The sequence below is a fragment of the Paraburkholderia phenoliruptrix genome, from assembly GCF_902859825.1.
Classification (GTDB): domain Bacteria; phylum Pseudomonadota; class Gammaproteobacteria; order Burkholderiales; family Burkholderiaceae; genus Paraburkholderia; species Paraburkholderia phenoliruptrix.
The window spans coordinates 56,809-79,706 of sequence record NZ_CADIKB010000011.1 but is presented as its reverse complement, the minus strand read 5'-3'; the positions used below and the strand labels follow the sequence as shown (position 1 = coordinate 79,706).

The window sequence follows — 22,898 nt, the reverse complement described above, 5'->3', positions numbered from 1 at the left end:
GCTTTCGCAATCCCGTGCACCCGGCTCGATTCTGAGCGACTTCTGAGGAGATAACGTGAAATACCTACCGTTAATCGCTTTGACTGTGGCAATTTCTGCCTGCGCCGCTCAACCGCCGGCTGGCGTCCAATCTGTTGGACAGAGCCAGCAACCGCCCAAGGCCGTCGCAACCTGTATTGCGCAGAAGTGGGCAGACGGCTCGCAGAAGCAGGTGGTCTCGCAAGACACGATGGCTAACGATCAGGCCGTCGACGTGTATGTGCCCGGCGAGCAGCCGCCTAACGGCGCGGCGGCTGTCGTGCGTCCTTCGTACTCGGGCAAGGGCTCGTGGGTCGGCTTCCGCGCCAATGGCGCAGCGGGCAGCGACGCCACCAGCGCGATCAGTTCATGCCTGTAACCTCGAGGCGCTGAGCGCCCGGCGTTCATGTCCACGGTAGTCCGAATGGAAAAAGCCCCGCAAAATGCGGGGCTTTTTCGTGTGTGGCAATACGCGTATGTCGCATGCGCCGGCCGATCCGACGACTGGGAGGCCGGCGTGAAGCTTACTCGTTGCCTGCCTGCGCGTTGCCGCTGCTCTCGAGCGAGCCATACAGCTTGACCTTCGAACGCGCGCGCAGTGCCTTGACGTAGGCCTCCGTTTCCGACTGCGATTCCACTTGCGCGATCTGCTGCTGGGCTGCGGCGAGGCGCTGCGGATCCACCGGCGCCGCCGCGACGACCGCGTTCACGCGATAGATCGCGTAACCATCGTCGCCGAGATCGACGCCGACATAGGCGGGCAACTTTTGCGCATCGGCCTTATAGATCGCGCTCAACGCAGCCGGCGGCACGCCCTGCGCGTCGTTGCGCGACACCTTCAACGGCGACGAGAAGCCCGTGGTCGCCTTCGACTTCTCGAACTCGGCGAGCTTCGCGAGGCCGTCCTTGTGGGCGGCTTCGTCCGATTGAACCGCGATCACTTTCTGGCGCACTGCGTCCTTGATCGCGTCGAGCGGCGGCACGGCTGCGGGCTTGTAGTCCGTGACGTGCGCGGCGATCAGCGTGTTGCCGCCGACGTCGATGGCCTGCGTGTTGTTGCGCGCGTTGACCGAGTCGTTCGCGAACACGGCGGCGAGGAACTTGGCGTTGTTCAGCGGGCTGTCGGGCGGCAGCTTCGGATCGGGCTGTGGCGTGACCGTGGCCGTTTGCACCTGCAGCTTGTATTTATCGGCGGCGGGCTGAAGGCTCTTCGCCTTTTCATAGACGATCGACGTGAAGCCTTCCGAGTCGTCGCTGAATGCCTTGCTTGCCAGTTGCGTCTTGAGGTCGCGCCCGATCTGGTCTTTCACTTCGTCAAACGGCCTCGTGACTGCCGGCTTGACGTCGGTCACCTTGACGATGTGATAACCGAAGTCGGTTTGCACGATGCCGCTCACTTCGTCCTTCTTGAGCGCGAACACCGCGTCGTCGAACGCCTGCCCGCCTGCGATCATGCCGCGGCCGAAGTAGCCGAGATCGCCGCCTTTCGCAGCCGAGCCGGGATCCTGCGAGTTCTGCTGCGCGATCTGAGCAAATTGATCAGGATGCGCCTTGACCTGTGCGAGCAACTCTTCGGCCTTCTGCTTCGCCTTGGCCTTGTCGGCCGGGCTCGCGTCTTTCGGGGCCGCAATCAGGATGTGGCTCGCGCGCACCTGACCTTCGGTGCGGTAATGCGCGATGTTGTCGTCGTAGTATTTTTTGAGGTCGGCGTCGCTCGGCTGCACGGACGCAGCGAGCGTGGCCGGCGACATGACCAGATACTGGATCGTGGCCGTGGCCGGCGTCGCGAAGTCGTTGCGGTGCGCGTCGTAATACGCCTGCAACTGTGCGTCGGTAGGCTGCACCTTGGCGGCGTAGTCGCGCGGATGGAAAGCGATGCCCTGCACTTCACGCTGCTGCTCGGCGAGTTCGGTCAAGTGCTGCGCCAGCGTCTTCGACGTGAATGCGCTGCCCTGAATGCTGGCCGGCAACTGCTGCGTGGCAATGCTGTAGCGCACGCGCTCGTCGTACTGGTCCGGCGTCATGCCCTGCATGGCGAGCAGCTGCTTGTAACGGTCGACGTCGATCGAGCCGTCCGGCTTTTTCAGCGACGAGATGACCGGGTCGTTCAGCAGCACGCGGCGCACGGCGTCGTCCGACGCGGTGAGGTGCAGGCGCTGCGTTTCATCGGCGAGCACACGCTGTTCGATCAGGCCGTCGAGCATTTCGCTGCGACGCTCGGGCGTGTCGAATGCCTTGATGTCGAACTGCGCGCCGAGCATCTGACGCGCGCGGTCGAGCTGCTGACGCATCGCGTTGTCGTACTCTGCCCGCGTGATCTTGTGACCGTTGACGCTTGCGACGTTTGCACTTTCGTCAAAGAAGCCGCGAAAGCCCTGAATACCCACAAAACCCAGCCCCGGCACAATGACGAGGATGAGCATGAACATCATCAGGCGTTTGTGATTGCGGAAAAAATCGAGCATGCGTGAGTGCCAAAAACAGAACGCCCGATCTTACAACAGCGGGCAATAAAAAAGGCGAACCGGAGTTCGCCTTTCGAGGATACTGGCGGAGTGGACGGGACTCGAACCCGCGACCCCCGGCGTGACAGGCCGGTATTCTAACCGACTGAACTACCACTCCTTGCGCTTCAATGTGCGCACTTCACTCTTCGTTTAAGCGCACGTTTTCTTGCACGTCTTGTTACTAGTTGCTGCTCACCCTGATCGCTATAAAAATCAGGGCGAAAAAGAATTGTAGCGGAAAGGGCCGCGTGTTCGCAACTTTTGCCTCCCCGCAATTCTCTCGCAGGTAAAACGGCAACTTGCGCCCGACGATCCGACGCTCGTTGTCCCGGATTTTTGCGCCTCGCCTTAACGTCCGCTCGCCGCCCCTCAATAATCGCTCGCGCAAGTGACAACAAAAAACCCGCAAAGCCAATAGCCGTGCGGGTTTTTATGAACTTCTCCAACGTGCCGAAACAAGCGCATCGCGAAACGAATGGTGGGTGCTGAGAGGCTCGAACTCCCGACCTACGCCTTGTAAGGGCGCCGCTCTACCAACTGAGCTAAGCACCCGTTTCGCAGACTGCTGACGCTTCTACCTTGCTGCCTGCGTTTTGGTCCAACCGTGAAAGCCGGAACACAACAACTGCGCATCAACCGCAACGAGTTGCTCAAGCAGCAAGCCCGTTAGTTTAGCGCATCCTTCAGCGCTTTGCCAGGCCTAAATTTGGGAACTTTGGCAGCCTTGATCTTGATAGCATCGCCGGTGCGCGGATTGCGCCCCGTACGCGCCGTACGCTTGCCGACCGCGAACGTGCCGAAGCCGACCAACGTCACCGAACCGCCCTTCTTCAACGTGCCCTTTACACCGCCGATCACTGCATCGAGCGCGCGGCCGGCCGCGGCTTTCGAAATTTCTGCCTGCTGCGCAATGTGGTCGATCAATTCCGTCTTGTTCATCCCTACCCCCGAGAATGTTTTAGAACCGAAACGGCGCGTGCGGCGCCTGACATCGTGTGGCCGGCGGCAACGCCGGGCCGAGTCATTAGAATTGGCCGAAACCGCCGTGTCAACCGGGGTTGAGCCTGATTTGAAGGGATTCTCGCGGACTATTCGTCGCTGCGGGTGTCAGGGCTTTCGATGCGCGCACAACGAACTTACGGCGCGGCATTTCGTTGCTCGCATGACAACAGTTTGTCGAACATGGTTGGCGCCCGAATTGCAATAAAAAACCCGCGGCTAGCAACACCGCGGGTTCTTGTCGAGCAGCAAAGACTGAAGGCTTAGTGCTTCACGACCTCGGTTGCGCCCGAGTCCTTACCGGCCTCGCCCGCTACCGGCGACGCCGGCTTCGCCTCTTCTTCGGGTAACGCTTCGGGCACACGTTCGAGCGCCAGTTCGAGCACCTTGTCGATCCAGCGGACCGGCACAATCTCGATCGCGTTCTTCACGTTGTCCGGAATCTCCGTCAGATCCTTGACGTTTTCTTCCGGGATCAGCACGAGCTTGATGCCGCCGCGGTGCGCCGCCAGCAACTTCTCCTTCAGACCGCCGATCGGGAGCACTTCGCCGCGCAACGTGATTTCGCCCGTCATCGCGACGTCGGCACGCACCGGGATACCGGTCAGCACCGACACCAGCGCGGTCGTCATTGCGATACCTGCCGAAGGACCGTCTTTCGGCGTAGCGCCTTCGGGCACGTGGATGTGAATATCCTGCTTCTCGAACGCCTCGTCCTTGACACCCAGACGACGCGAACGCGAGCGGACCACCGAACGCGCTGCCTCGACCGACTCCTTCATCACGTCGCCGAGCGAACCCGTGCGGATCACGTTGCCCTTGCCCGGCATCACGGCGGCTTCGATGGTCAGCAGATCGCCGCCCACTTCCGTCCACGCGAGACCCGTGACCTGGCCAACCTGATTTTCCTTCGCAGCCAGACCGAAGTCGTACTTGCGCACGCCGAGGAACGTGTCGAGATTGCTGCCGTCCACCTTCACCGCGCCTTCCGCCTTCTTCAGCAGAAGCATCTTCACGACCTTGCGGCAAATCTTCGACACTTCACGCTCGAGCGAACGAACGCCCGCTTCACGCGTGTAGTAGCGAATGATGTCGCGGATGGCAGTTTCCGTCACATCGACTTCGCCGTCCTTCAGGCCGTTGTTCTTCTTCTGCTTCGGCAACAGATAACGCTGCGCAATGCTGACCTTTTCGTCTTCCGTGTAGCCCGACAGACGGATCACTTCCATCCGGTCGAGCAACGGCGGCGGAATATTCAGCGAGTTCGACGTCGCCACGAACATCACGTCCGACAGATCGAAGTCGACTTCGACGTAGTGATCGGCGAACGTATGGTTCTGTTCCGGATCGAGCACTTCCAGCAATGCCGAGGACGGATCGCCGCGGAAATCCTGGCCCATCTTGTCGACTTCGTCGAGCAGGAAGAGCGGATTGCGCACGCCGACCTTGGTCAGGCTTTGCAGAATCTTGCCCGGCATCGAACCGATGTAGGTACGACGGTGACCGCGAATCTCGGCTTCGTCGCGCACGCCGCCCAGCGCCATGCGCACGAACTTGCGGTTCGTGGCACGAGCAATGGACTGGCCGAGCGACGTCTTACCGACACCCGGAGGCCCGACGAGGCACAGGATCGGCGCCTTCACCTTGTCGACACGCTGCTGGACCGCGAGATACTCGAGAATGCGTTCCTTCACCTTTTCAAGACCGAAGTGGTCTTCGTCGAGCACGCGCTCCGCGTTGGAAAGGTCGTTGTTGACCTTGCTCTTCTTGCGCCACGGCAGGCCGATCAGCGTGTCGATGTAATTGCGCACGACCGTCGCTTCGGCCGACATCGGCGACATCAGCTTGAGCTTTTTGAGCTCGGCGTCGGCCTTCTTCTTGGCTTCCTTAGGCATGCGCGCAGCGGTGATGCGCTTCTCGAGCTCTTCGAGATCCGCACCTTCTTCGCCTTCGCCGAGTTCCTTCTGGATCGCCTTGACCTGTTCGTTCAGGTAGTACTCGCGCTGGCTCTTTTCCATCTGACGCTTGACGCGCCCGCGGATGCGCTTTTCGACCTGCAGGATGTCGATTTCGGCTTCGAGTTGCGCGAGCAGGTGCTCGAGACGCTCGATAACCGGAAACATTTCCAGGATGTGCTGCTTCTGGTCGAGCTTGAGCGGCAGATGTGCCGCAATCGTGTCGGCCAGACGCCCGGCTTCGTCGATGCCCGACAGCGACGTCAGGATCTCAGGCGGGATCTTCTTGTTCAGCTTCACATACTGGTCGAACTGCGACACGATCGCGCGGCGCAGTGCTTCGGTTTCAGCGCTGTCGGCGTGGTCGGGTTCGAGCGGCATGACTTCGCACGAGAACTGCGTTTCCTGTTCTTCGATGGAAAGCGTTTTCGCGCGCTGCAGACCCTCGACGAGCACCTTTACGGTGCCGTCGGGCAGCTTGAGCATTTGCAGGATGTTAGCAACACACCCTACTTCGTACATGTCCTTTTCGGTCGGCTCGTCTTTCGCAGCCGTTTTCTGGGCGACGAGCATGATGTGCTTGCCGCCTTCCATCGCTGCTTCGAGAGCCTTGATCGACTTCGGGCGGCCTACGAAGAGCGGAATCACCATGTGCGGGAAAACGACTACGTCGCGCAGCGGGAGCAGCGGCAGCGTAATGCGTTCCTGCGGGAGGAGTTGGGTTCCTGACATTTCATTTCCCCATGAGTGGAATCAGTTCGTTCGATAGGTGAGGCCAGCAGAAAATATTGCAAGCCTCCGCGTGTGGGAAAAGTTCAGTGACTCCGAAGGTTCAGTGACTCCATTGTGAAAACAACCGTTCTGACCACACGATAAACGAAAAAGCCGTTCACGTCGCCATGAACGGCTTTTTGCTGCACCCGAAAGCCGATCAGTTCGAACCCGCGACTTTGGGCGCGTCTTCATAGATCAGTAAGGGTTTGCCGTCGCCGTCGATCACATTGTCGTCAATAATGACCTTGCTGACACCTTTCATTTGCGGCAGGTCGTACATGACGTCAAGCAACGCCTGTTCCAGGATGGAGCGCAGCCCGCGCGCGCCGGTCTTGCGGCGGATCGCCTTGCGCGCCACTGCCTGCAGCGCTGCCGGGCGAATTTCCAGTTCGACGCGTTCCATGTTGAACAGCTTGTGATATTGCTTCACGAGCGCATTCTTCGGTTCGACGAGGATTTTCATCAATGCGGCTTCGTCGAGCTTGCCGAGCGTGGCCACCACCGGCAGACGGCCGATCAGTTCGGGAATCAGGCCGAATTTGATCAGGTCTTCCGGTTCCACTTCGCGCAGCACCTCGCCCGCGTCGCGGTCCTGCTTGCTCTTCACGCTCGCGCCGAAGCCGATGCCGGTCTTTTCCGTACGATCGACGATGACTTTTTCAAGGCCGTCGAACGCGCCACCGCAAATGAACAGAATGTTGGTGGTGTCGACCTGGATGAAGTCCTGATTCGGATGCTTGCGGCCGCCCTGCGGCGGCACCGACGCCATCGTGCCTTCGACCAGCTTTAGCAGCGCCTGTTGCACGCCCTCGCCCGACACGTCGCGCGTGATGGACGGGTTGTCGGACTTGCGGCTGATCTTGTCGATTTCGTCGATATAGACAATGCCGCGCTGGGCCTTGTCCACTTCGTAATTACAGTTCTGCAGCAGCTTCTGAATGATGTTCTCGACGTCTTCGCCGACATAACCCGCTTCCGTCAGCGTGGTTGCGTCCGCAATGACAAAGGGAACGTTCAGAAGACGCGCGAGCGTTTGCGCAAGCAGCGTCTTGCCGGAACCGGTCGGACCGATCAGCAGGATGTTGCTCTTGGACAGCTCGATCTCGTCCTTCTTGTCGAGATGCTTCAGGCGCTTGTAGTGGTTGTACACCGCGACGGCGAGAATTTTCTTCGCGCGTTCCTGACCGATCACATACTGGTCGAGGATTTCACGAATTTCCTGCGGACCCGGCAGATCGGACTTGGACAAGCCCGCCTCGATACCCGCACCCGCCGCTTCGTCGCGAATGATTTCGTTGCACAGGTCGATACATTCATCACAGATGAACACCGACGGGCCGGCAATCAGTTTTTTGACTTCATGCTGGCTCTTGCCGCAAAACGAGCAATACAACAGCTTTTCGCTGTTAGAACCTTTTTTGTCCGCCATAGATGTGTGAGCCTCCGGACACTCCATTACATGATACGCCGTTTGCCCCAGCCACGCAGTTGGGCGCGGCCGGGCTGAGCAAGATGACGGCGTTTGCCGCAGGCGCTCGGACGACTCCTGATTATTTCACAACCGACCCGGCGACGGATTTGCCCCGATTTAGCGCAAACCCGTAGCCGATCAAGGACGCTTGTGCGCCACCTGATCGACGAGACCGTAGGCCTGGGCGTCATCGCCGGACATGAAGTTGTCGCGGTCGGTGTCGCGCGCAATGCGCTCGACAGGCTGGCCGGTATGGTGCGCGAGCAGATGATTCAGCCGTTCCTTCAAATACAGGATTTCGCGCGCCTGGATTTCGATATCCGACGCCTGGCCGCGTGCGCCGCCAAGCGGCTGGTGAATCATCACGCGCGAATTGGGCAGCGCAAAGCGCTTGCCCTTCGCGCCCGCCGCCAGCAGAAACGCGCCCATGCTGGCCGCGAGCCCCATGCACAGCGTGGACACGTCCGGCTTGATGAACTGCATCGTATCGTAGATCGCCATGCCGGCCGACACCGAACCGCCCGGGCTGTTGATATAGAAATAGATGTCTTTGTCGGGATTTTCGCTTTCGAGGAACAGCATCTGCGCGACGACGAGATTGGCCGTCTGATCGTTCACCTCGCCGACCAGGAACACGATGCGTTCCTTCAGAAGACGCGAGTAGATGTCGTACGAGCGCTCGCCCCGGCCGCTCGTTTCCACGACGATCGGCACCAGTCCGAGCGCCTGCGCTTCGAGATCCCGGGACGACTGGGAGGTCAACGTGTCCAGCATTTGGGCGCGAAAGGTCATGCAATGGATCCTTGTCTGGAAATATTCTAGATATTCGATGCTAGACAGGTGTGGTCGACCAGCCCGTATTCAAGTGCACATAAACCGCGCAAAACGTGACACAAATGAGTGACACAAATGAGTGACACAAATGAGTGACACAAGCGCGCGGCGTAAGAACACAGAACAAAAAAACGGCGTGCGGGCCGTCGCTCCGACAGCCGGCACGCCGTTGCAGCGACGCTTACGCTTGCGCCGTTGCGCTTGCCAGTTCTTCGAAGCTCACTTCCTTGTCCGTCACCTTGGCCTTGCTCAGCACGAATTCGACGACGTTGGCTTCAACGACATACGCTTCCATTTCAGCAAGGCGTTGCTGGTTCGAATAATACCAGCGGACGACTTCCTTCGGGTCTTCGTAGCTTTTCGCGAATTCGTCGACTTCCGCACGGATCTGTTCGGGCTTTGCCTGCAGGTTGTTCGCCTTCACGAGCTCGGCCAGAACGAGACCCAGCTTGACGCGACGCTCGGCCTGCTCCTTGAACATAGCGGCAGGAATCGGCGCATCTTTAGCGTTCGGCACGCCGCGCTGCTCCAGATCCTGACGCGCCATGGCGACGAGGCGCTCCTGATCCTGTTCGATCAGCGCGTTCGGCACGTCGAGTTCCGAGATCTTCAGGAGCGCGTCCATGACCTGGTTCTTGACGATAGCCTGAGTGCGGCGCTTCGCTTCGCGCTCCAGGTTGTCTTTGATTTCGGCGCGCATTTTGGTCAGATCGCCGTCTTCAATGCCGAGCGACTTCGCGAATTCGGCGTCGATTTCCGGCAGATGCGGCCACTCGATCTTCTTCATCGTGATTGTGAATTGCGCCGTCTTGCCGGCCACTTCCTTGCCGTGATAGTCGGCCGGGAACGCGAGGTCGAATTCCTTCGACTCGCCGACCTTCAGGCCCGCGGCTGCCTTTTCGAATTCGGGCAGCATGCGGCCTTCGCCCAGCACGAACACGAAGTCTTCGGCGCTGCCGCCCTGGAACGCTTCGCCGTCGATCTTGCCGACGAAGTCGACCGTGACGCGATCGCCTTCGTTCGCCGCCGTGTCCGCACCGCCGTCGCCGTGCTCGCCGGCTTCGCCGCGAGCGTGGTAGTGCACGCGCTGCTTGCGCAGGATTTCCAACGTGCGGTCGATTTCCGCTTCGCTGATGGTCGTCGTGGTGCGCTCGATTTCAGCCGTGGCGACGTCGCCCAGCTTCACTTCCGGATACACCTCGAAGGTCGCGTCGAACGCGTAGGCGCCTTCAGCGGCGTCGGTCTTCGGCGCGAAGCTCGGCTGGCCGGCGACGCGCAGGTTTTCGGTGCGGCTGATGTCGAAGAATTCCTTGCCGACCTTGTCGCTCAGCACTTCCGCTTCCACCTGGCCCGAATACTGTTGCGTCACCATCTTGAGCGGCACCTTGCCCGGGCGGAAACCCGGCATGCGCACGTTCTTCGCGAGTTGACGGATACGCGAATCCACTTCCTTCTGCACGGCGTCCTTCGGCAGGGAAATCGTTACGCGGCGTTCGAGCTTGCCGAGGTTTTCAACAACGTTAGCCATGGCTTCAATCGTCCTAAAATTATTCGAGCGAATTCAGTTATCTTCTCCGTGCCGCTTTTGCGCGCCTGCGCCGCGGGCTTGCAGGCCGCCGGCAGCACGGTTGGGTCCAAAGAGCCGAATATTTTAGCAAACTATTTGCGCAGCTAGCCGGGATTCGATGGCTGCGCGCGTTTTTATCGCTATTCAGGCCCATTCAGACGCGTTTCCCGGCCGTTTTTCTGGCGGTTTTGCGTTTCCCGGACAATTTCGCCGCACGTTGCCTTGCAACGCCTGCCGCATGCGTCGCGAGACATGACGATGCCGGCTATGCCGTTCGACATATTGGGCCAGCGTGGGCATGCTGATAAGCTAGCGAACGCGCTCGCAGCCGCGCCGCATCGGCCGTATCGGCCGCATCGGCTTTAACCGCCGGCCGCTTCGCCTCTCGCCACGACTCCAACCATTCAGAGACATCATGCCGAATTCGCCGTCCACGCCTGTCGTCGTCATCGCCCCCGATTCCTTCAAAGGTTCGCTCAGCGCCGAGCAGGTCGCACAGGCGATCGCGTCGGGTGTACGGCGCGCCCGCCCGGACGCCGAAGTCCGCATCTGCCCGATGGCGGACGGCGGCGAAGGCACGCTCGACGCCATGCTGACGCGCGGCGGCGAGCGCCGCACGCTGAGCGTGCGGGGCGCGGCCGGCCCGGTGCGGGACGCGCTCGCGGGCGTGCTCGCCGACGGCAGCGCGATCGTGGAAACCGCGGAGGTCGTCGGCATTACAGACCCGGTCGGAATGGGCGTCCCGGTCGAGGCGCGCAGCACGCGCGGCATGGGCGAAGCCATCGGCGCGCTGCTCGACGCCGGCGTGCGGCGCTTCTTCGTGGCGCTCGGCGGCAGCAGCACCAATGACGGCGGCGCGGGCCTGCTCGCAGGTCTCGGCGTGAAACTGTTCGACGCCCAAGACAACGAGATCGAGCCCACGCCCGAACAGCTCGCGCGCGTTGCGCGCGTGGACGTGTCGCAGCTCGACGCGCGGCTCGCCGATGCGCACTTCATCGGCATGTCCGATGTGGACAATCCGCTGACGGGCGAGCACGGCGCAACCGCTGTTTTCGGTCCGCAAAAAGGCGTTAAGCCGGACCAGGTCGCGACGATCGACGCCGCCCTCGCCCGCTATGCGGATCTGCTCGAAGCAGCACTCGGGCGCACGGCGCGGGAGCTGCCCGGCGCGGGTGCCGCAGGTGGCCTCGGCTTCGCGCTGCACTTGCTCGGTGCACAGTTCGAGCCGGGCGCGGAAACGGTCGCGCGGCAGATCGGCCTCGACGCGGCGCTCGCGGGCGCGAACTGGCTCATTACCGGCGAAGGACGCTCCGACGTGCAAACGCTGCACGGCAAGGCACCCTTCATTGCCTGCCGTCATGCGCAGGCGGCAGGCGTGCCGGCCACGCTGCTTTCGGGCGCCGTGGACTCCGCCGCACTGCCGCGTCTTGCCGACTATTTCAGTGGCTGCTTCTCGCCGGCGCCCGGGCCGATCACCCTTGAATTCGCGATTCGCGACGCCGCGCGACTCCTGGCGGATGAGGCCGAACAACTGACGCGTTTGAAATACGGCGCGCGTTGACCCGGCGGCATGGTTGCGGCAACAATCACAGCGCCACAACCGCGCCACTCATCACGGGAAGACCATGAAGGACTCCGCCAAAGCTGGCCTGGAACAGCTCCTCACCTATCGTCTGCATGTACTCAACAAGCTTGCTGAGCGCGGTATCAGCGAGCGTTACCAGGACAAGCTCGGCGTGACATTGCCGGAAGCTCGCGTGATCGCCTCGGTGGGATCGTTCGGACCGTTTTCGATCATGGAGCTCGCAAGGCATGCCAATCTCGACAAGAGCCAGGCGAGTCGCGCCGCCGAAGGTCTGATCCGGCAGGGACTCGTCAAACGCGAAGCGAGCGCAGAAGACGGCCGCGTGGTGCTCGTCTCGCTCACTGCCGAGGGCCGCGCGCTCTATCGCAAGGTGATGCCGATCGCGCGCAAGTGGAACGGCGATCTGTTCGATTCTCTGGACGAAAAGGAAAAGCGCGCGCTAGGCGAGGCGCTCGATAAGGTCATCGCAGCCATGACCGGAGGCGACGCGTAAAGCGCGGCTGCATAACGGCATCGAAGAGAACTGGAAATCGAGGCGTGCGAGCGGAAACATGACTGGCGGCGCCGGCGTTCGGCGATCAATGCTTCGCTCATCAACACATCATGACGCGCACTGTTGGTTGTGCGCGCATACAGTTCAGTCGCTGCCGTCGCGCTGAGGTCCGGCTGGTGTTGCACCCGCCGCACTCGCCCCACTCGCCGTACCACCGGCCGCTGCGTTCTGCGGCGCGGCACTCGCAGTGCGGACTGCATCGGTTGCCCCAGCCGCCGTCTCGCCAGGGCCGCTCGCCATCGCCCCGGACACACTCGACACGCCCGACGCGCCGGACCCGTCGCCAGCCGGCACGCGATGCGACACGCTTCGCGCAAGACGCCATGCAATCACCCCGAGCGAGCCGACGGCCAGCAACAACGCGGCCCACAGCACATAGCGGCGGTAAGCGTCCGCATTGGCCTGCGCGAGCCCGTTGCCGTTCTGTGCAAGCGCGAGCGCCTCTCCCACGCGCGCCGTCGCAATGACGGACGACGCGCCCATCAGCAACTCGTCGAGGCCCACGGCCGTCGACACCGCTGACGCACTGCCCACACCGAGCGTAAAAGGCGCCGACCCGCGCGCGACGAAAGTCAGCGTCGCCGGCTGCCATCCCGCCGCGACGGTCAGCGTGCCGCTGCCGAGCCCGCCGTTGCGCGTATCGACAACCACCCGCCAGTGACGGTCCGTATCAGGCGTCAATTGCAAAGAAGGACTGTTCTGTTCGACCGCTCCGTTATGCAGGCGAAAGAGCGTCGCGCTCGACACCTCGCGCCACGCGCCGCCCAGCTCGCCGCGCGAATAGACGACCGCGGGCGCCACCGTGTTCGGCTGCGGCAAATCGAGCCGCAAGCGGTCGACGGGATACGGGCCGCCCGTCGAAAAGAAATACTCGCCCGCCTTCGGTCCCGCCTGCGCGACGATGCCTTCGCGCCATTGGCGCCGGCTGTCGGCGAGCTGCGCGCGCCCCGCGCCGGCCGCCTGCACTTCCACGTCGATCGATTCCAGAAACGGTGCGCCGTCAAGCCAGTGCAGCCGCAAATAGCGCGCGTGGGCGCCGTTCAGTTCGATGCGATCCTGGCTCAGCGTGCTGCCGTTGTAGCTGACCTTGAGCAGTTGAGCGTCGCCGGCGGGTTGCCAGTTGCGCAGATCGTCGCTCGATTCGACCGACACGCGCCCCTGGTAATTGTCGTCGCGCAGATGAACCAGCAGCGCGCTCGCGCGGCCCTCATGCGACGCCGCGCCGGCGTCGATCAGATCGGTGTCGTGCTGCGCGCGTCCGGGCGGCGCGGCGGTTGCGCGCAGCGAGCCGTCGGCGGCGATCGTCACGCCGAGCGGCGCGCCGGCCTGGCCCGCGGGAGCGGGCCGCAGTGGGAACCATCTGACCGGATGCAGCGACGGCGGCGTGCGGGCCGGCTCGCGCGGCGCCTCGAGCGAGTACGGCACGGGCTCGCCTGCGCCGTTGAAGATGCGCAGGTCGCCGAGATCGTTGCGCTGGCTCGCGGCATAGACCGCGGCCGGCACCGTCACGCTGTAGTAGGCGGCGCCCTCGTCGAGCTGGAGCGCAAAGCGCCGCGCGAAATCTTCGGCGCAGGCAGGCGCCGCGGCATAGGCGGACACGAGCGCGACACACCAGCCCGTCACCTTCAGAAGATGCTTCATTGTTCAGTTTCCCCGACCATCAGCTTGGGCGGCAACGGCGAGAAGTAGCCGATCAGCAGCAACATCAGTCCGATACCGATAAACGATACGATCCGCTCGATGCCGCTCACGTGCGACAGGTCGAACAGGAACAGCTTGACGACGGTCGCGCCGAGCAACGCGCCGCCGATGAACCAGAGGATCCGGCTCGCGCGCCGCGTCGCCCAGATCATCGTCGCGAGCGCGCACAGCGTCCAGAAGACCGAGACCGACGCCTGCACCAGCATCGACTGCGACATCTGTTCGAACTCGTAGGGCACGCCGATCCAATGATGCAGCGTGCGCAGCAGCATCGCGTTCAACCAGATGAAAGCGGTTGCGCCGGCCGCGACCTGCAGCGGCAGCCGGTAGTCGTCGAGCGGCACGCCGAGACGGTGCACGCGCACGAGCCAGAGCGCGGCCACCGCGAAGATCACGGCCTGCACGAGATCGAACGGATTGAGCAACGGCAGGCGCGCCGACGCGCCGCCGTCCTGCGTCAGATTCGCGTAGAACGTCCAGAGCCACATCACGAGCACGAGCGGTGTCGAAGCAATCGCGCACAGCCGCACGATGCTGTCGCGCCGCGCGAGCCACAAGCCGGCAAATGCAAACGCGCTCCAGCCGACGAGGAAAACCTGCTGCAGCCCGAACGACGCCAGCACCGCCGCCATATCGTACGCCGCACCGAAATGATGATGCAGCGTGCGAAGCAGCAACGCATTGAACCACAGGAACACGGTGGCCAGCACCGCGTAATCGAGCGCGCGCGGATGCCACTGCACGCCGAGCGCGCGAAGCCGGCGCAGCCACACTGCGCCGGCCACGAACACGAGGATTTGAGCCACGTCGAGCGGATTCACAATCGGCAGCCAGAAAAGCGGCGCGGCGCTGCCGTCGCTCGTCACGCTCGCGATGCTCCACGCCCACAGCAGCGCGGCGAGCGGTGCCGCGGCCCACACCTGATACGCGCGCTTGAAGCGCGCCACGGGCCAGCGCAAACGCTGCCCGGCGCCCGCCAGAAGCAACAGCAACGCGCCAAAGCCGTACGCCCACGCGCTCCAGCTCCACGCGCCTTCGGGTACGTAGGCATGCAACGCCCAGTAGCCTTCGAGCGCGGCGAGCGCGCCGGCGCTCCAGAACATCAGCGTGTGCAGCGGCGCAAGAAGGCGATCGCCGACCTCCCGCTGCTGACACCATAGCAGCGTGTAGGCGGACACAGCGACCAGCAGACAGACCAGCCAGCCATAGCCGCTGACCGGCTTCATGTCCAAGGCGAAAAGGCCGACGGTAAGCGCAGCCAGCACAGGCACGAGTAGAAGCGCCGGCCATTCGGCGAGCGGCCAGCGCAGCTTGCGGCGCGCGCCATGAGCGAGCCACGCGCTCAGCGCGGCAAAGAGCGCGGCCAGTGCCGCGCCGACACGCTCACGGTCGTTTGGCACGAAGCTGTGCACGTACGCGTGAATCTCATTGAGTCCGCCCGCCACCCACCACGCGAGCCCCCACAGGCTCGCAACCACGCCGAGTTGCGGCAGCGAGGCATGCCAGTCGCCCGCTTCGCTGCGGCCATGCAAACGCCATCCGGTGAAGACGCCGGCCAGGGCCATCAGCACCGTCGCCAGATACGCGCCGTTCAGCACCGGCAGCGCGGCCGCATCACCGGCCGGCACGATGCTGCCGACGGCAAACGCGCCCGCAGCGGCCAGTTGCATGAGCAAGCCGAAAGCGAGTGCGACAAGGCGCCGTTGCCGCACGGCGAGCCACACTAGCGCGGCGCCTTCGACGGCCCACGTTGCGCTCGTCGTCGGCCCGGCGAACGCGAGCGGCACGGCGAGCGTGGCGAAGATCACGGCGAGCGCGAACATCGAGTCGAACAGCATGCCAAGGCGTGCGCGGCGCGGGGCAAGCCAACCCGCTATCGCCAGATAGAAGAGCGCAAGCGCGACGGCGCTCCACGCGAGCCCGAACTCGATGTTTCTCATCAGCGCGGCCTGCAGGCCGATTGCGACGAGCGGCGTGCCGAACACGAGCGTGCCGTCGACGTAATGCTTAAGCGTCAGTTCACGGCGCACCGCGTAAAGCAGCGCGATGCCCACGTACATGACGAAGAAGAGAATCAGAAACGGCTCAGTGCTGCGGAGCAGTTCGGGGCGGTAGGCCGTCGCGCCCCACGCCGCGCCGATCGAAAACGTGAAGACGAAGCCGAGCAGATTCAGCGGGCGCCACGCCTTGAACCACGCGATCGCGAAGATGCCCGCGTTCAGCAGCGCGTAATAGCTGAACAGCATCACATGACTCCCGCCGCCTGTAGACAGCAGGAGCGGCGCGAGAAAGCCCCCGGCGCTGCCCATGAACGCGAGCGAAGGCGCGTTCTGACGCACGGCGAGAAAGGCGCTCAGGGCGCAGGTCGCGATCATCAGCGGCAAGGCTGCGGCGGCGGGCAGCAGAGGGTACAGCCGGGTTGCCGCGAAGACGGTCAGGTACAGCGCGCCGACGCCGCCGCCCTGCAGCACGAGTCCGTACGCGCCGCGGCGCTCGCCGATACGCCAGCCGAGCACGAGCAAGGCCGTCGCTGCCAGAGCGGCACCGGCGAGCCGGAATTCGATCGGCAGGAGGCTGTTGTCGGCCGCATATTTGAGCAGGAAGGCGATGCCGAAGAACAGCACGACCATGCCGACGCGCACCACCGTATTGCCGCCGAAGAGCCAGTCGCGGCCTGCTTTGACAAGGCGCTCGACGACGCCCGGGCCGCGCGGCGGTGCGGGCGCAGGCGCGACTTGGGGCGCTTCGACAGTCTCGGCGGTCCCGGCGCGGGCCGGCGTGGCGACGGGCGTCACGGCCGACGTTCCGGCTTCAATTCGCCGATCAGTGTCAGTCGATGCGTCGGCCTCCACGCTTGCGGATGCATGCGCTGCCGACGCGCTCGCCTGCAGTTCGACTGGCGCCTGCAGTTCGACGGGCGCCTGCGGCGGGATGGCATAGGGATGGCTGCTGGCGGCCGCGAAAGCCGCGTCGGGAACCGTCGCGAAGCCAGCAGCGTGATCGGGCGGCGCTGCTGCCGCTGCCGCGGGCGCGTCGCCGTCTGCCGAAGCGATACCCGCGGCTTCGCGCAACTGTCGAATCTCGCCGCGCAGTGCAACGACCTCCCGCTCCAGCCACTCGACGCGGCTCGCGAGATCGCGACGCGCATCCGATTCGCCACGCGTCGACACTGACCGATGCGCGGCATTCGCCGACTTTCTGCTGCGCAGGCGTGCGAGCGCGAACCCCGCCACCGCGCCGAAGAATGCGCCATACCCCAGCGGAATATCGTTCGACAAGGAAACCAGCAGCCCGACCACAGCGCCCAGCACGGTAAATATCACGCTCATCGCAACCCTCTTTTATTGTCTTGTGCGGCGATATCGTTTGATCGCAAGGCGCTCCCGCACGGACTATTCGCGAATACCGCAGTCGCAAGCAGCGCAAATCGGCGCGCACAATAGCATGCGCCGCGGGCTTTTCGAGCGACACTCCGCTCGAAGCTCATAACGGGCGGCAATGACGCCAATTGAAATACGGTCTTGCCGCGCGTCCGTCGACAACTGCTGGCGTGTCATCGGCCATTATGCGACTAATGCGCGCCGATTAATCGAGCGGATCCGCCGGATCGCCTGCCGAATCAAAGTGGGCACAAACGGCTATTACCGGAACAATGACTTGAGCGAACGGCACGCGATTATGCGGGCGTTACGTTTCTTTGATCGCGCCACTGCCTTCGCACCGACATGCCAACCGTGTCAAAATTCGAGACCCGCCGCAGCAGGCCCGGGCCCGGCTTTATGGGCGGTCGTCGACCCGCGCGGCGCACCACTCCAGTCATCCAATCTATTCAGGGAAGTTTCAGTGGACATCAACAAACAGGTCGCGGCGCTGACCGCCTCGGAACTCCAGACGGCCGGCGCGAGCCAGGCGACGGCGATTGCGGTCAGCGTGCTGCTGCGCCATCTGCGCTCGCCGGAACTGGCGAAGCTGTTGTCGTCGGCATTCGAAAACCATCAGGCGGTCATGCTTCAAACGCCGTGGCCCGATCAGATGTTGCAGGCGTTCGAATCGACCCGGCGCTTTCTCGAAGGCGCCGCGCAGGCCGACCTGCCCGGCGGCGCCGACACGCCGCCCGCGCCGCAACCCTGAGCAAGCTTCGCGATACGGGCGCGATGAGGGCCCGCCAAACAAAAAACCCCGCGAGTCCAATGACTTTACGGGGTTTTTCGCTACAGATGAATGGTGCGAGGGAGGGGACTCGAACCCCTACACCCTTGCGGGCGTCAGGACCTAAACCTGGTGCGTCTACCAATTTCGCCACCCTCGCAGCCGGGCAAGCGTTGTGCATCTCGCCCGATGTCCTGCATGCTCTGCGCGGCGTCCGAAGGTACGCGCCCAAAAGCGTAAGCGCGAGATTCTAACGCATTGATTCGCGCTTGTCTGCAACTGCCACGCATGCGGCCGCACGTCTGCGGCGCCTGCGCCGATGCTACAATTTTCGGCTTCGCGCATGCACGCCGTGCGCTCATCGCCCGCCCTTCCCCACATTCCAAGCCGTGAATTTCGACGAATATTGCCAGCAAAAAGCGGCGCCGCCAGGATCGAGCATTTACTATGCGCTCCGCCAGGCGCCCGCAGCCAGTCAACCGCGCCTGACCGCACTGTACGCACTGCGCCGCGAGTTCGAGGAAACGGTTAAGGAAGTCAGCGACCCCGCCATTGGCCGCACGAAGCTCGCCTGGTGGCAAAACGAACTGGGCGCGCTCGCTTCGGGCGCGCCCACGCACCCGGTTTCGAAAGCGCTCACCGCCACGCTGCCCGACGTGAAAGCCGAATACCCGGCATTGCAGGCACTGCTGAGCGGTTTCGAGATGGATCTCGACCAGGCGCGCTACCTCGATTACCCGAACCTGCGACGCTATGTGCAGACGGTGGGCGGCACGTTCGCGGGGCTGGTGGCGCGCGCGGCGAGCAAGGCCGTGCCGACAGACGGCACGCAGGCGCCGGCCTGGTCTGCGCCCTTGGGTGACGCGTTGCTGCTCGCGCAGCTCGTGGTGGAAACGGGCAACGATGCGCGCCACGGCCGCATCTACATCCCTATTGACGAAATGCAGCGCTTCAATGTGACAGCCGCGGACCTGATCAATCGAAAATATACCGATGCGTTCACGGAGCTCATGCGCTTTCAGACGAAGCGCGCGCGCGATGCCTTGCATGCCGCGCTCGCTGCGGTGCCGGGACGCGAGCGCCGCTCGCAGCGTACGCTGCTTGCGCAGGGCGCGCTCGCGTTAGCGTTGCTCGAGGAAATAGAGCGCGACGGTTATCACGTGCTGCATCAACGCATTGCATTGACGCCGATCCGCAAGCTCTGGATTGCCTGGCGCGCCAGATAACATAGCGGACGACAGCAGACGACAGCGGGCGCCGCCGTGCTGCGCTTACCGCTTATACAGCTCGCGCACGGCGTCTTCGATATGCTGCCTCAGCAAACGACGCTCGTCCGGCGTCATATGTCCGTCGCGACGGCGCTGATCGAGATCGGGGGGAACCGCGGTGCGCAACATCACGTCTGATGCCGGCCGCTCGGTGCTGGAGTTGTGACGGTTTGCCTTTGAAGTGCCGGGCCTGGGCGCGCGCTCGCTCGCAGCTCTGTCGGCAGAAGGCTGGGCGTGGGCGAGCGTTGGTCCCAACGTGCCTGCGAGCGTACCGGCAACCGCCAGTGCAATCACGCTCAGGCGCACATTCGGCCAAACCCCTCCCTTCATGTTGTTCCCTTCGTGGCGCGGCAACCGGCTACCTCAAATGCGTGTGACAAACCCGGTAACGAGCCGGGCGCGTGGGTTTTAGTCGAGTGAAGTATCCACCGAACAGCCGCATTCAGTAAAGGAGTCTAACTGTCGCCGCTTTACGCCGTGCCACAGGCCGGGTAAATTTTGTAACTGACTGTAACTCGATAAATGATGCAACCGCGCACTACTTTCTAATCGCGCTAAGATGCCGACCATGGAAACCAAAAACCCTTCGAAAATTCTCGTCGTCGACGACGATCCGCGCCTGCGCGATCTGCTGCGCCGCTACCTCGGCGAACAGGGCTTCAACGTGTATGTGGCCGAAAACGCGCCGTCCATGAACAAGCTGTGGGTGCGTGAGCGCTTCGATCTGCTAGTGCTCGACCTCATGCTGCCGGGCGAAGACGGCCTGTCCATCTGCCGGCGTTTGCGCGGCAGCAATGACCGCACGCCGATCATCATGCTCACCGCGAAGGGCGAAGACGTCGACCGTATCGTCGGCCTGGAAATGGGCGCCGACGACTATCTGCCGAAGCCATTCAATCCGCGCGAACTGGTCGCCCGGATCCACGCGGTGCTGCGCCGTCAGTCGCCGTCGGAGTTGCCGGGCGCGCCGTCCGAAACGACCGAAGTTTTCGAGTTCGGCGAGTTCGCGCTCAATCTCGCGACCCGCACGCTCACCAAGGCCGGCCAGGAAATTCCGCTGACCACGGGCGAGTTCTCGGTGCTCAAGGTGTTTGCGCGTCATCCGCGCCAGCCGCTGTCGCGCGAGAAGTTGATGGAACTGGCGCGCGGCCGCGAGTATGAAGTGTTCGACCGCAGCCTCGACGTGCAGATCTCGCGTCTGCGCAAGCTCATCGAACCGGACCCGGGCAGCCCGCGCTTCATCCAGACGGTGTGGGGTCTTGGCTACGTGTTCATTCCCGACGGCGCAGCCTGAGTTTGTTCACACCTCCTGCTTTTGTTTTCAGATAAGAAGGGCCCATGCGGATCGACCGGCGCCTCCTGACGCTCGCGTTCGGCGGCCTTTTCTGGCGGACCTTTCTGCTGATCGCGCTGTTGATCGCGGTCAGTCTCGCTGCCTGGTTCCAGAGCTTCCGGGTGATCGAACGCGAGCCGCGCGCACAGCGCGTGGCGCTGCAACTCGTCGCCATCGTCAAGCTCACGCGCACCGCACTCCTCTATTCCGATCCCGACTTGCGGCGCGCCCTGCTGCAGGACCTGGAAAGCAATGAAGGGGTGCGCGTGTATCCGCGCGAAACCACCGACAAGTTCAAGCTGCAGCCCGACGAGTCGCTGAACCGGCTGATCGAACATGACATTCGCGGCCGTCTCGGCGACGACACCGTGATCGCGCAAAGCGTGAACGATATCCCCGGCGTCTGGATCAGCTTCAAGATCGACGACGACGACTATTGGGTTGCGCTCGACCGCGATCAGCTCGACAACGCGACAGGTCTGCAGTGGGCCGGCTGGGGCGTGTTCGCGCTCGCGCTGTCGCTCTTCGGCGCGGCCTTCATCACGAGTCTCGTGAACCGGCCGTTCGCCCGCCTCGCAATGGCCGCGCGCAAGGTCGGCTCGGGGCAGTCGCCCGAACCGCTGCCCGAGCGCGGCATGGGCGTAGCCGCCGAAACCAATCGCAGTTTCAACCAGATGGTGCGCGACCTCGAGCAACTGGAAGCCGACCGCGCGCTGATGCTCGCGGGTATCTCGCATGACCTGCGCACGCCGCTCGCGCGGCTGCGGCTCGAAACGGAAATGAGTCCGTCCGACCAGAGCACGAAAGACGCCATGGTCGACGACATCGAGCAGATGGACATGATCATCGGCCGGTTCCTCGACTACGCGCGCCCGGTGCAACGCGTGCCGGAGCCGGTCGATCTGTCCGTGATCGCGAGCGAACTCGCCGCGCGCATGCAAAGCGAAGACAGCATGCGGCTCATCACGCGCCTCGCGCCCTCGGCGGTGATCGAGGCGGACGAGACCGACATGCGGCGGGTCGTCGGCAATCTGCTGGAAAACGCGCGCAAGTACGGTCTGAGCGACGGCGACGGCATCCCGAACGTCATTCTGGAGACGCGCGTGTCGCACTCGCGCGTCGAGTTGTCGGTGGTCGACGAAGGCCCCGGCATTCCGGAAGACCAACTCGCGCTCGTCACACGCCCGTTCTATCGTGTCAATTCCGCGCGCACGCAGGCGAACGGCACCGGTCTCGGCATGGCCATCGTGCAGCGGCTCGTCGGGCGTTATCGCGGCGCGCTGCGCCTGCGTAACAGAACGCCGGGACCGGGCCTCGAAGTCACCATCGAATTCCCGCTCGCCAAGGGCGCGTGAGCCGCATCGGCGGCGCAGTGCGCCGCATCGCATCCGCAGCCGGATGCCCGCACCGCGGATGCCCGCTCCGTTGAATAATAACTATCCGACTCGTTAGGAAAAAACTATTGAACCGATAGTTCAATAGAGCTATAGTTTAAAACCCTGACACGCGCTCGTGATGACGAGCTGGTAGCCTCAACATGCTGTTTTTTCCAACACACGAAGGAGCACTCGCATGAAAACCGTTGGCGACAAACTCGAAGCGTTCACCGTCACCGCTGCCAAGCCTGGCTTCAACAATCATGAGGAAAACGGCGCCTCGGCGTTCGAAGAAATCACGGAGCAGTCGTTCCCGGGCAAGTGGAAGATCATCTATTTCTATCCGAAGGACTTCACCTTCGTGTGCCCGACGGAAATCGTCGAGTTCGCCAAGCTGGCCAAAGACTTCGAAGAGCGCGACGCCGTGCTGCTCGGCGGCAGCGTCGACAACGAGTTCGTGAAACTCGCCTGGCGCCGCGAGCACAAGGATCTCAGCAAGCTGAACCACTACTCGTTCGGCGACGTGAAGGGCGAGCTGATCGACCAGCTCGGCGTGCGCGACAAGGAAGCAGGCGTTGCGCTGCGCGCCACGTTCATCGTCGACCCGGATAATACGATCCAGCATGTTTCGGTAAACAACCTGAACGTCGGCCGCAATCCCGAGGAAGTGCTGCGGATTCTCGACGGTCTGCAAACGGACGAACTCTGTCCGTGCAACCGCGCAGTCGGCGGCGCAACGCTGTAAGCCGTGCCCGCCCGAGCCCGCCACGCTTGAAAAAGCAGCGGGCTTTTTTATCGACAACCCGAT

At 63.2% G+C, this 22,898-nt stretch carries 17 protein-coding genes and 3 tRNA genes; 8 read left to right on the top strand and 12 right to left on the bottom strand.

What is annotated here, in order from left to right; translation table 11 throughout:
- Window positions 1–55: 55 nt before the first annotated feature.
- Window positions 56–397 carry a hypothetical protein gene (locus tag HV711_RS14110; protein WP_013588365.1) on the top strand — a complete coding sequence of 114 codons (342 nt, stop codon included), beginning with the start codon at window positions 56–58 and terminating at the stop codon, window positions 395–397.
- Window positions 398–542: 145 nt separating this feature from the next.
- Here HV711_RS14110 and HV711_RS14105 read toward each other — a convergent pair whose 3' ends face one another.
- The 8 genes from HV711_RS14105 to tig all read right to left on the bottom strand — a co-directional run bounded on the left by HV711_RS14105 (window position 543) and on the right by tig (window position 10,086).
- On the bottom strand, window positions 543–2,483 hold the full coding sequence (locus HV711_RS14105) for a SurA N-terminal domain-containing protein (RefSeq protein WP_035477690.1): 1,941 nt from the start codon (window positions 2,481–2,483) through the stop codon (window positions 543–545).
- An 83-nt stretch (window positions 2,484–2,566) separates the two neighbouring features.
- A tRNA-Asp gene (locus tag HV711_RS14100) sits at window positions 2,567–2,643 on the bottom strand.
- A gap of 358 nt (window positions 2,644–3,001) precedes the next feature.
- Window positions 3,002–3,077: transfer RNA gene (locus HV711_RS14095), tRNA-Val, on the bottom strand.
- Between the two features lie 114 nt (window positions 3,078–3,191).
- Entirely contained in the window at window positions 3,192–3,464 is a 273-nt protein-coding gene (locus HV711_RS33945) for an HU family DNA-binding protein (RefSeq protein ID WP_006048930.1), read from the bottom strand.
- Between the two features lie 323 nt (window positions 3,465–3,787).
- A complete protein-coding gene (gene lon, locus HV711_RS14085) occupies window positions 3,788–6,211 on the bottom strand; it encodes an endopeptidase La (protein WP_013588367.1) in 2,424 nt (807 codons plus the stop codon).
- 199 nt (window positions 6,212–6,410) lie between these two features.
- Window positions 6,411–7,682 (bottom strand): ATP-dependent Clp protease ATP-binding subunit ClpX, encoded by a 1,272-nt coding sequence (gene clpX / locus HV711_RS14080; protein WP_013339179.1) that lies wholly within the window; start codon window positions 7,680–7,682, stop codon window positions 6,411–6,413.
- Window positions 7,683–7,862: 180 nt separating this feature from the next.
- Window positions 7,863–8,516 (bottom strand): ATP-dependent Clp endopeptidase proteolytic subunit ClpP, encoded by a 654-nt coding sequence (clpP, locus tag HV711_RS14075; RefSeq protein ID WP_006048927.1) that lies wholly within the window; start codon window positions 8,514–8,516, stop codon window positions 7,863–7,865.
- Window positions 8,517–8,739: 223 nt separating this feature from the next.
- Window positions 8,740–10,086, bottom strand: a complete 1,347-nt coding sequence (tig, locus tag HV711_RS14070; RefSeq protein WP_035477691.1) for a trigger factor — start codon at window positions 10,084–10,086, stop codon at window positions 8,740–8,742.
- Window positions 10,087–10,540: 454 nt separating this feature from the next.
- On the opposite strand from tig, the gene HV711_RS14065 reads away from it, so the two are divergent.
- Together HV711_RS14065 and HV711_RS14060 are read left to right on the top strand one after the other, a co-directional pair.
- Window positions 10,541–11,686 (top strand): glycerate kinase, encoded by a 1,146-nt coding sequence (locus tag HV711_RS14065; RefSeq protein WP_013588369.1) that lies wholly within the window; start codon window positions 10,541–10,543, stop codon window positions 11,684–11,686.
- A 64-nt stretch (window positions 11,687–11,750) separates the two neighbouring features.
- Window positions 11,751–12,203, top strand: a complete 453-nt coding sequence (locus tag HV711_RS14060) for a MarR family winged helix-turn-helix transcriptional regulator (protein ID WP_035477692.1) — start codon at window positions 11,751–11,753, stop codon at window positions 12,201–12,203.
- 144 nt (window positions 12,204–12,347) lie between these two features.
- Here HV711_RS14060 and HV711_RS14055 read toward each other — a convergent pair whose 3' ends face one another.
- Both HV711_RS14055 and HV711_RS14050 read right to left on the bottom strand, forming a co-directional pair.
- Window positions 12,348–13,904, bottom strand: a complete 1,557-nt coding sequence (locus HV711_RS14055) for a DUF3999 domain-containing protein (protein ID WP_035477693.1) — start codon at window positions 13,902–13,904, stop codon at window positions 12,348–12,350.
- Entirely contained in the window at window positions 13,901–17,293 is a 3,393-nt protein-coding gene (locus HV711_RS14050; RefSeq protein ID WP_035477695.1) for a DUF2339 domain-containing protein, read from the bottom strand. The genes HV711_RS14055 and HV711_RS14050 overlap by 4 nt, the downstream gene beginning before the upstream one ends.
- 514 nt (window positions 17,294–17,807) lie before the next feature.
- Here HV711_RS14050 and HV711_RS14045 point away from each other — a divergent pair.
- The gene (locus HV711_RS14045) at window positions 17,808–18,095 is read left to right on the top strand and encodes a hypothetical protein (RefSeq protein ID WP_035477696.1); all 288 of its coding nucleotides are present in this window, start codon (window positions 17,808–17,810) and stop codon (window positions 18,093–18,095) included.
- Between the two features lie 91 nt (window positions 18,096–18,186).
- On the opposite strand, the gene HV711_RS14040 is transcribed toward HV711_RS14045, so the two are convergent.
- Window positions 18,187–18,273: transfer RNA gene (locus HV711_RS14040), tRNA-Leu, on the bottom strand.
- Window positions 18,274–18,502: 229 nt separating this feature from the next.
- Here HV711_RS14040 and HV711_RS14035 point away from each other — a divergent pair.
- A complete protein-coding gene (locus HV711_RS14035) occupies window positions 18,503–19,339 on the top strand; it encodes a squalene/phytoene synthase family protein (RefSeq protein WP_013588374.1) in 837 nt (278 codons plus the stop codon).
- Between the two features lie 45 nt (window positions 19,340–19,384).
- Here the strand turns inward: HV711_RS14035 and HV711_RS14030 are convergent, their stop codons facing one another.
- The gene (locus HV711_RS14030) at window positions 19,385–19,711 is read right to left on the bottom strand and encodes a hypothetical protein (protein WP_013588375.1); all 327 of its coding nucleotides are present in this window, start codon (window positions 19,709–19,711) and stop codon (window positions 19,385–19,387) included.
- A gap of 229 nt (window positions 19,712–19,940) precedes the next feature.
- Between HV711_RS14030 and ompR the strand changes: the two genes are divergently transcribed.
- From ompR to HV711_RS14015, 3 genes are all read left to right on the top strand, one after another.
- Window positions 19,941–20,675, top strand: a complete 735-nt coding sequence (ompR, locus tag HV711_RS14025) for an osmolarity response regulator transcription factor OmpR (protein WP_006048917.1) — start codon at window positions 19,941–19,943, stop codon at window positions 20,673–20,675.
- A 44-nt stretch (window positions 20,676–20,719) separates the two neighbouring features.
- Window positions 20,720–22,069: an ATP-binding protein gene (locus HV711_RS14020; RefSeq protein WP_035477698.1), complete on the top strand. Its 1,350-nt coding sequence runs from the start codon at window positions 20,720–20,722 to the stop codon at window positions 22,067–22,069.
- A 217-nt stretch (window positions 22,070–22,286) separates the two neighbouring features.
- A complete protein-coding gene (locus tag HV711_RS14015; RefSeq protein ID WP_013588377.1) occupies window positions 22,287–22,835 on the top strand; it encodes a peroxiredoxin in 549 nt (182 codons plus the stop codon).
- The last annotated feature ends 63 nt before the right edge of the window (window positions 22,836–22,898 follow it).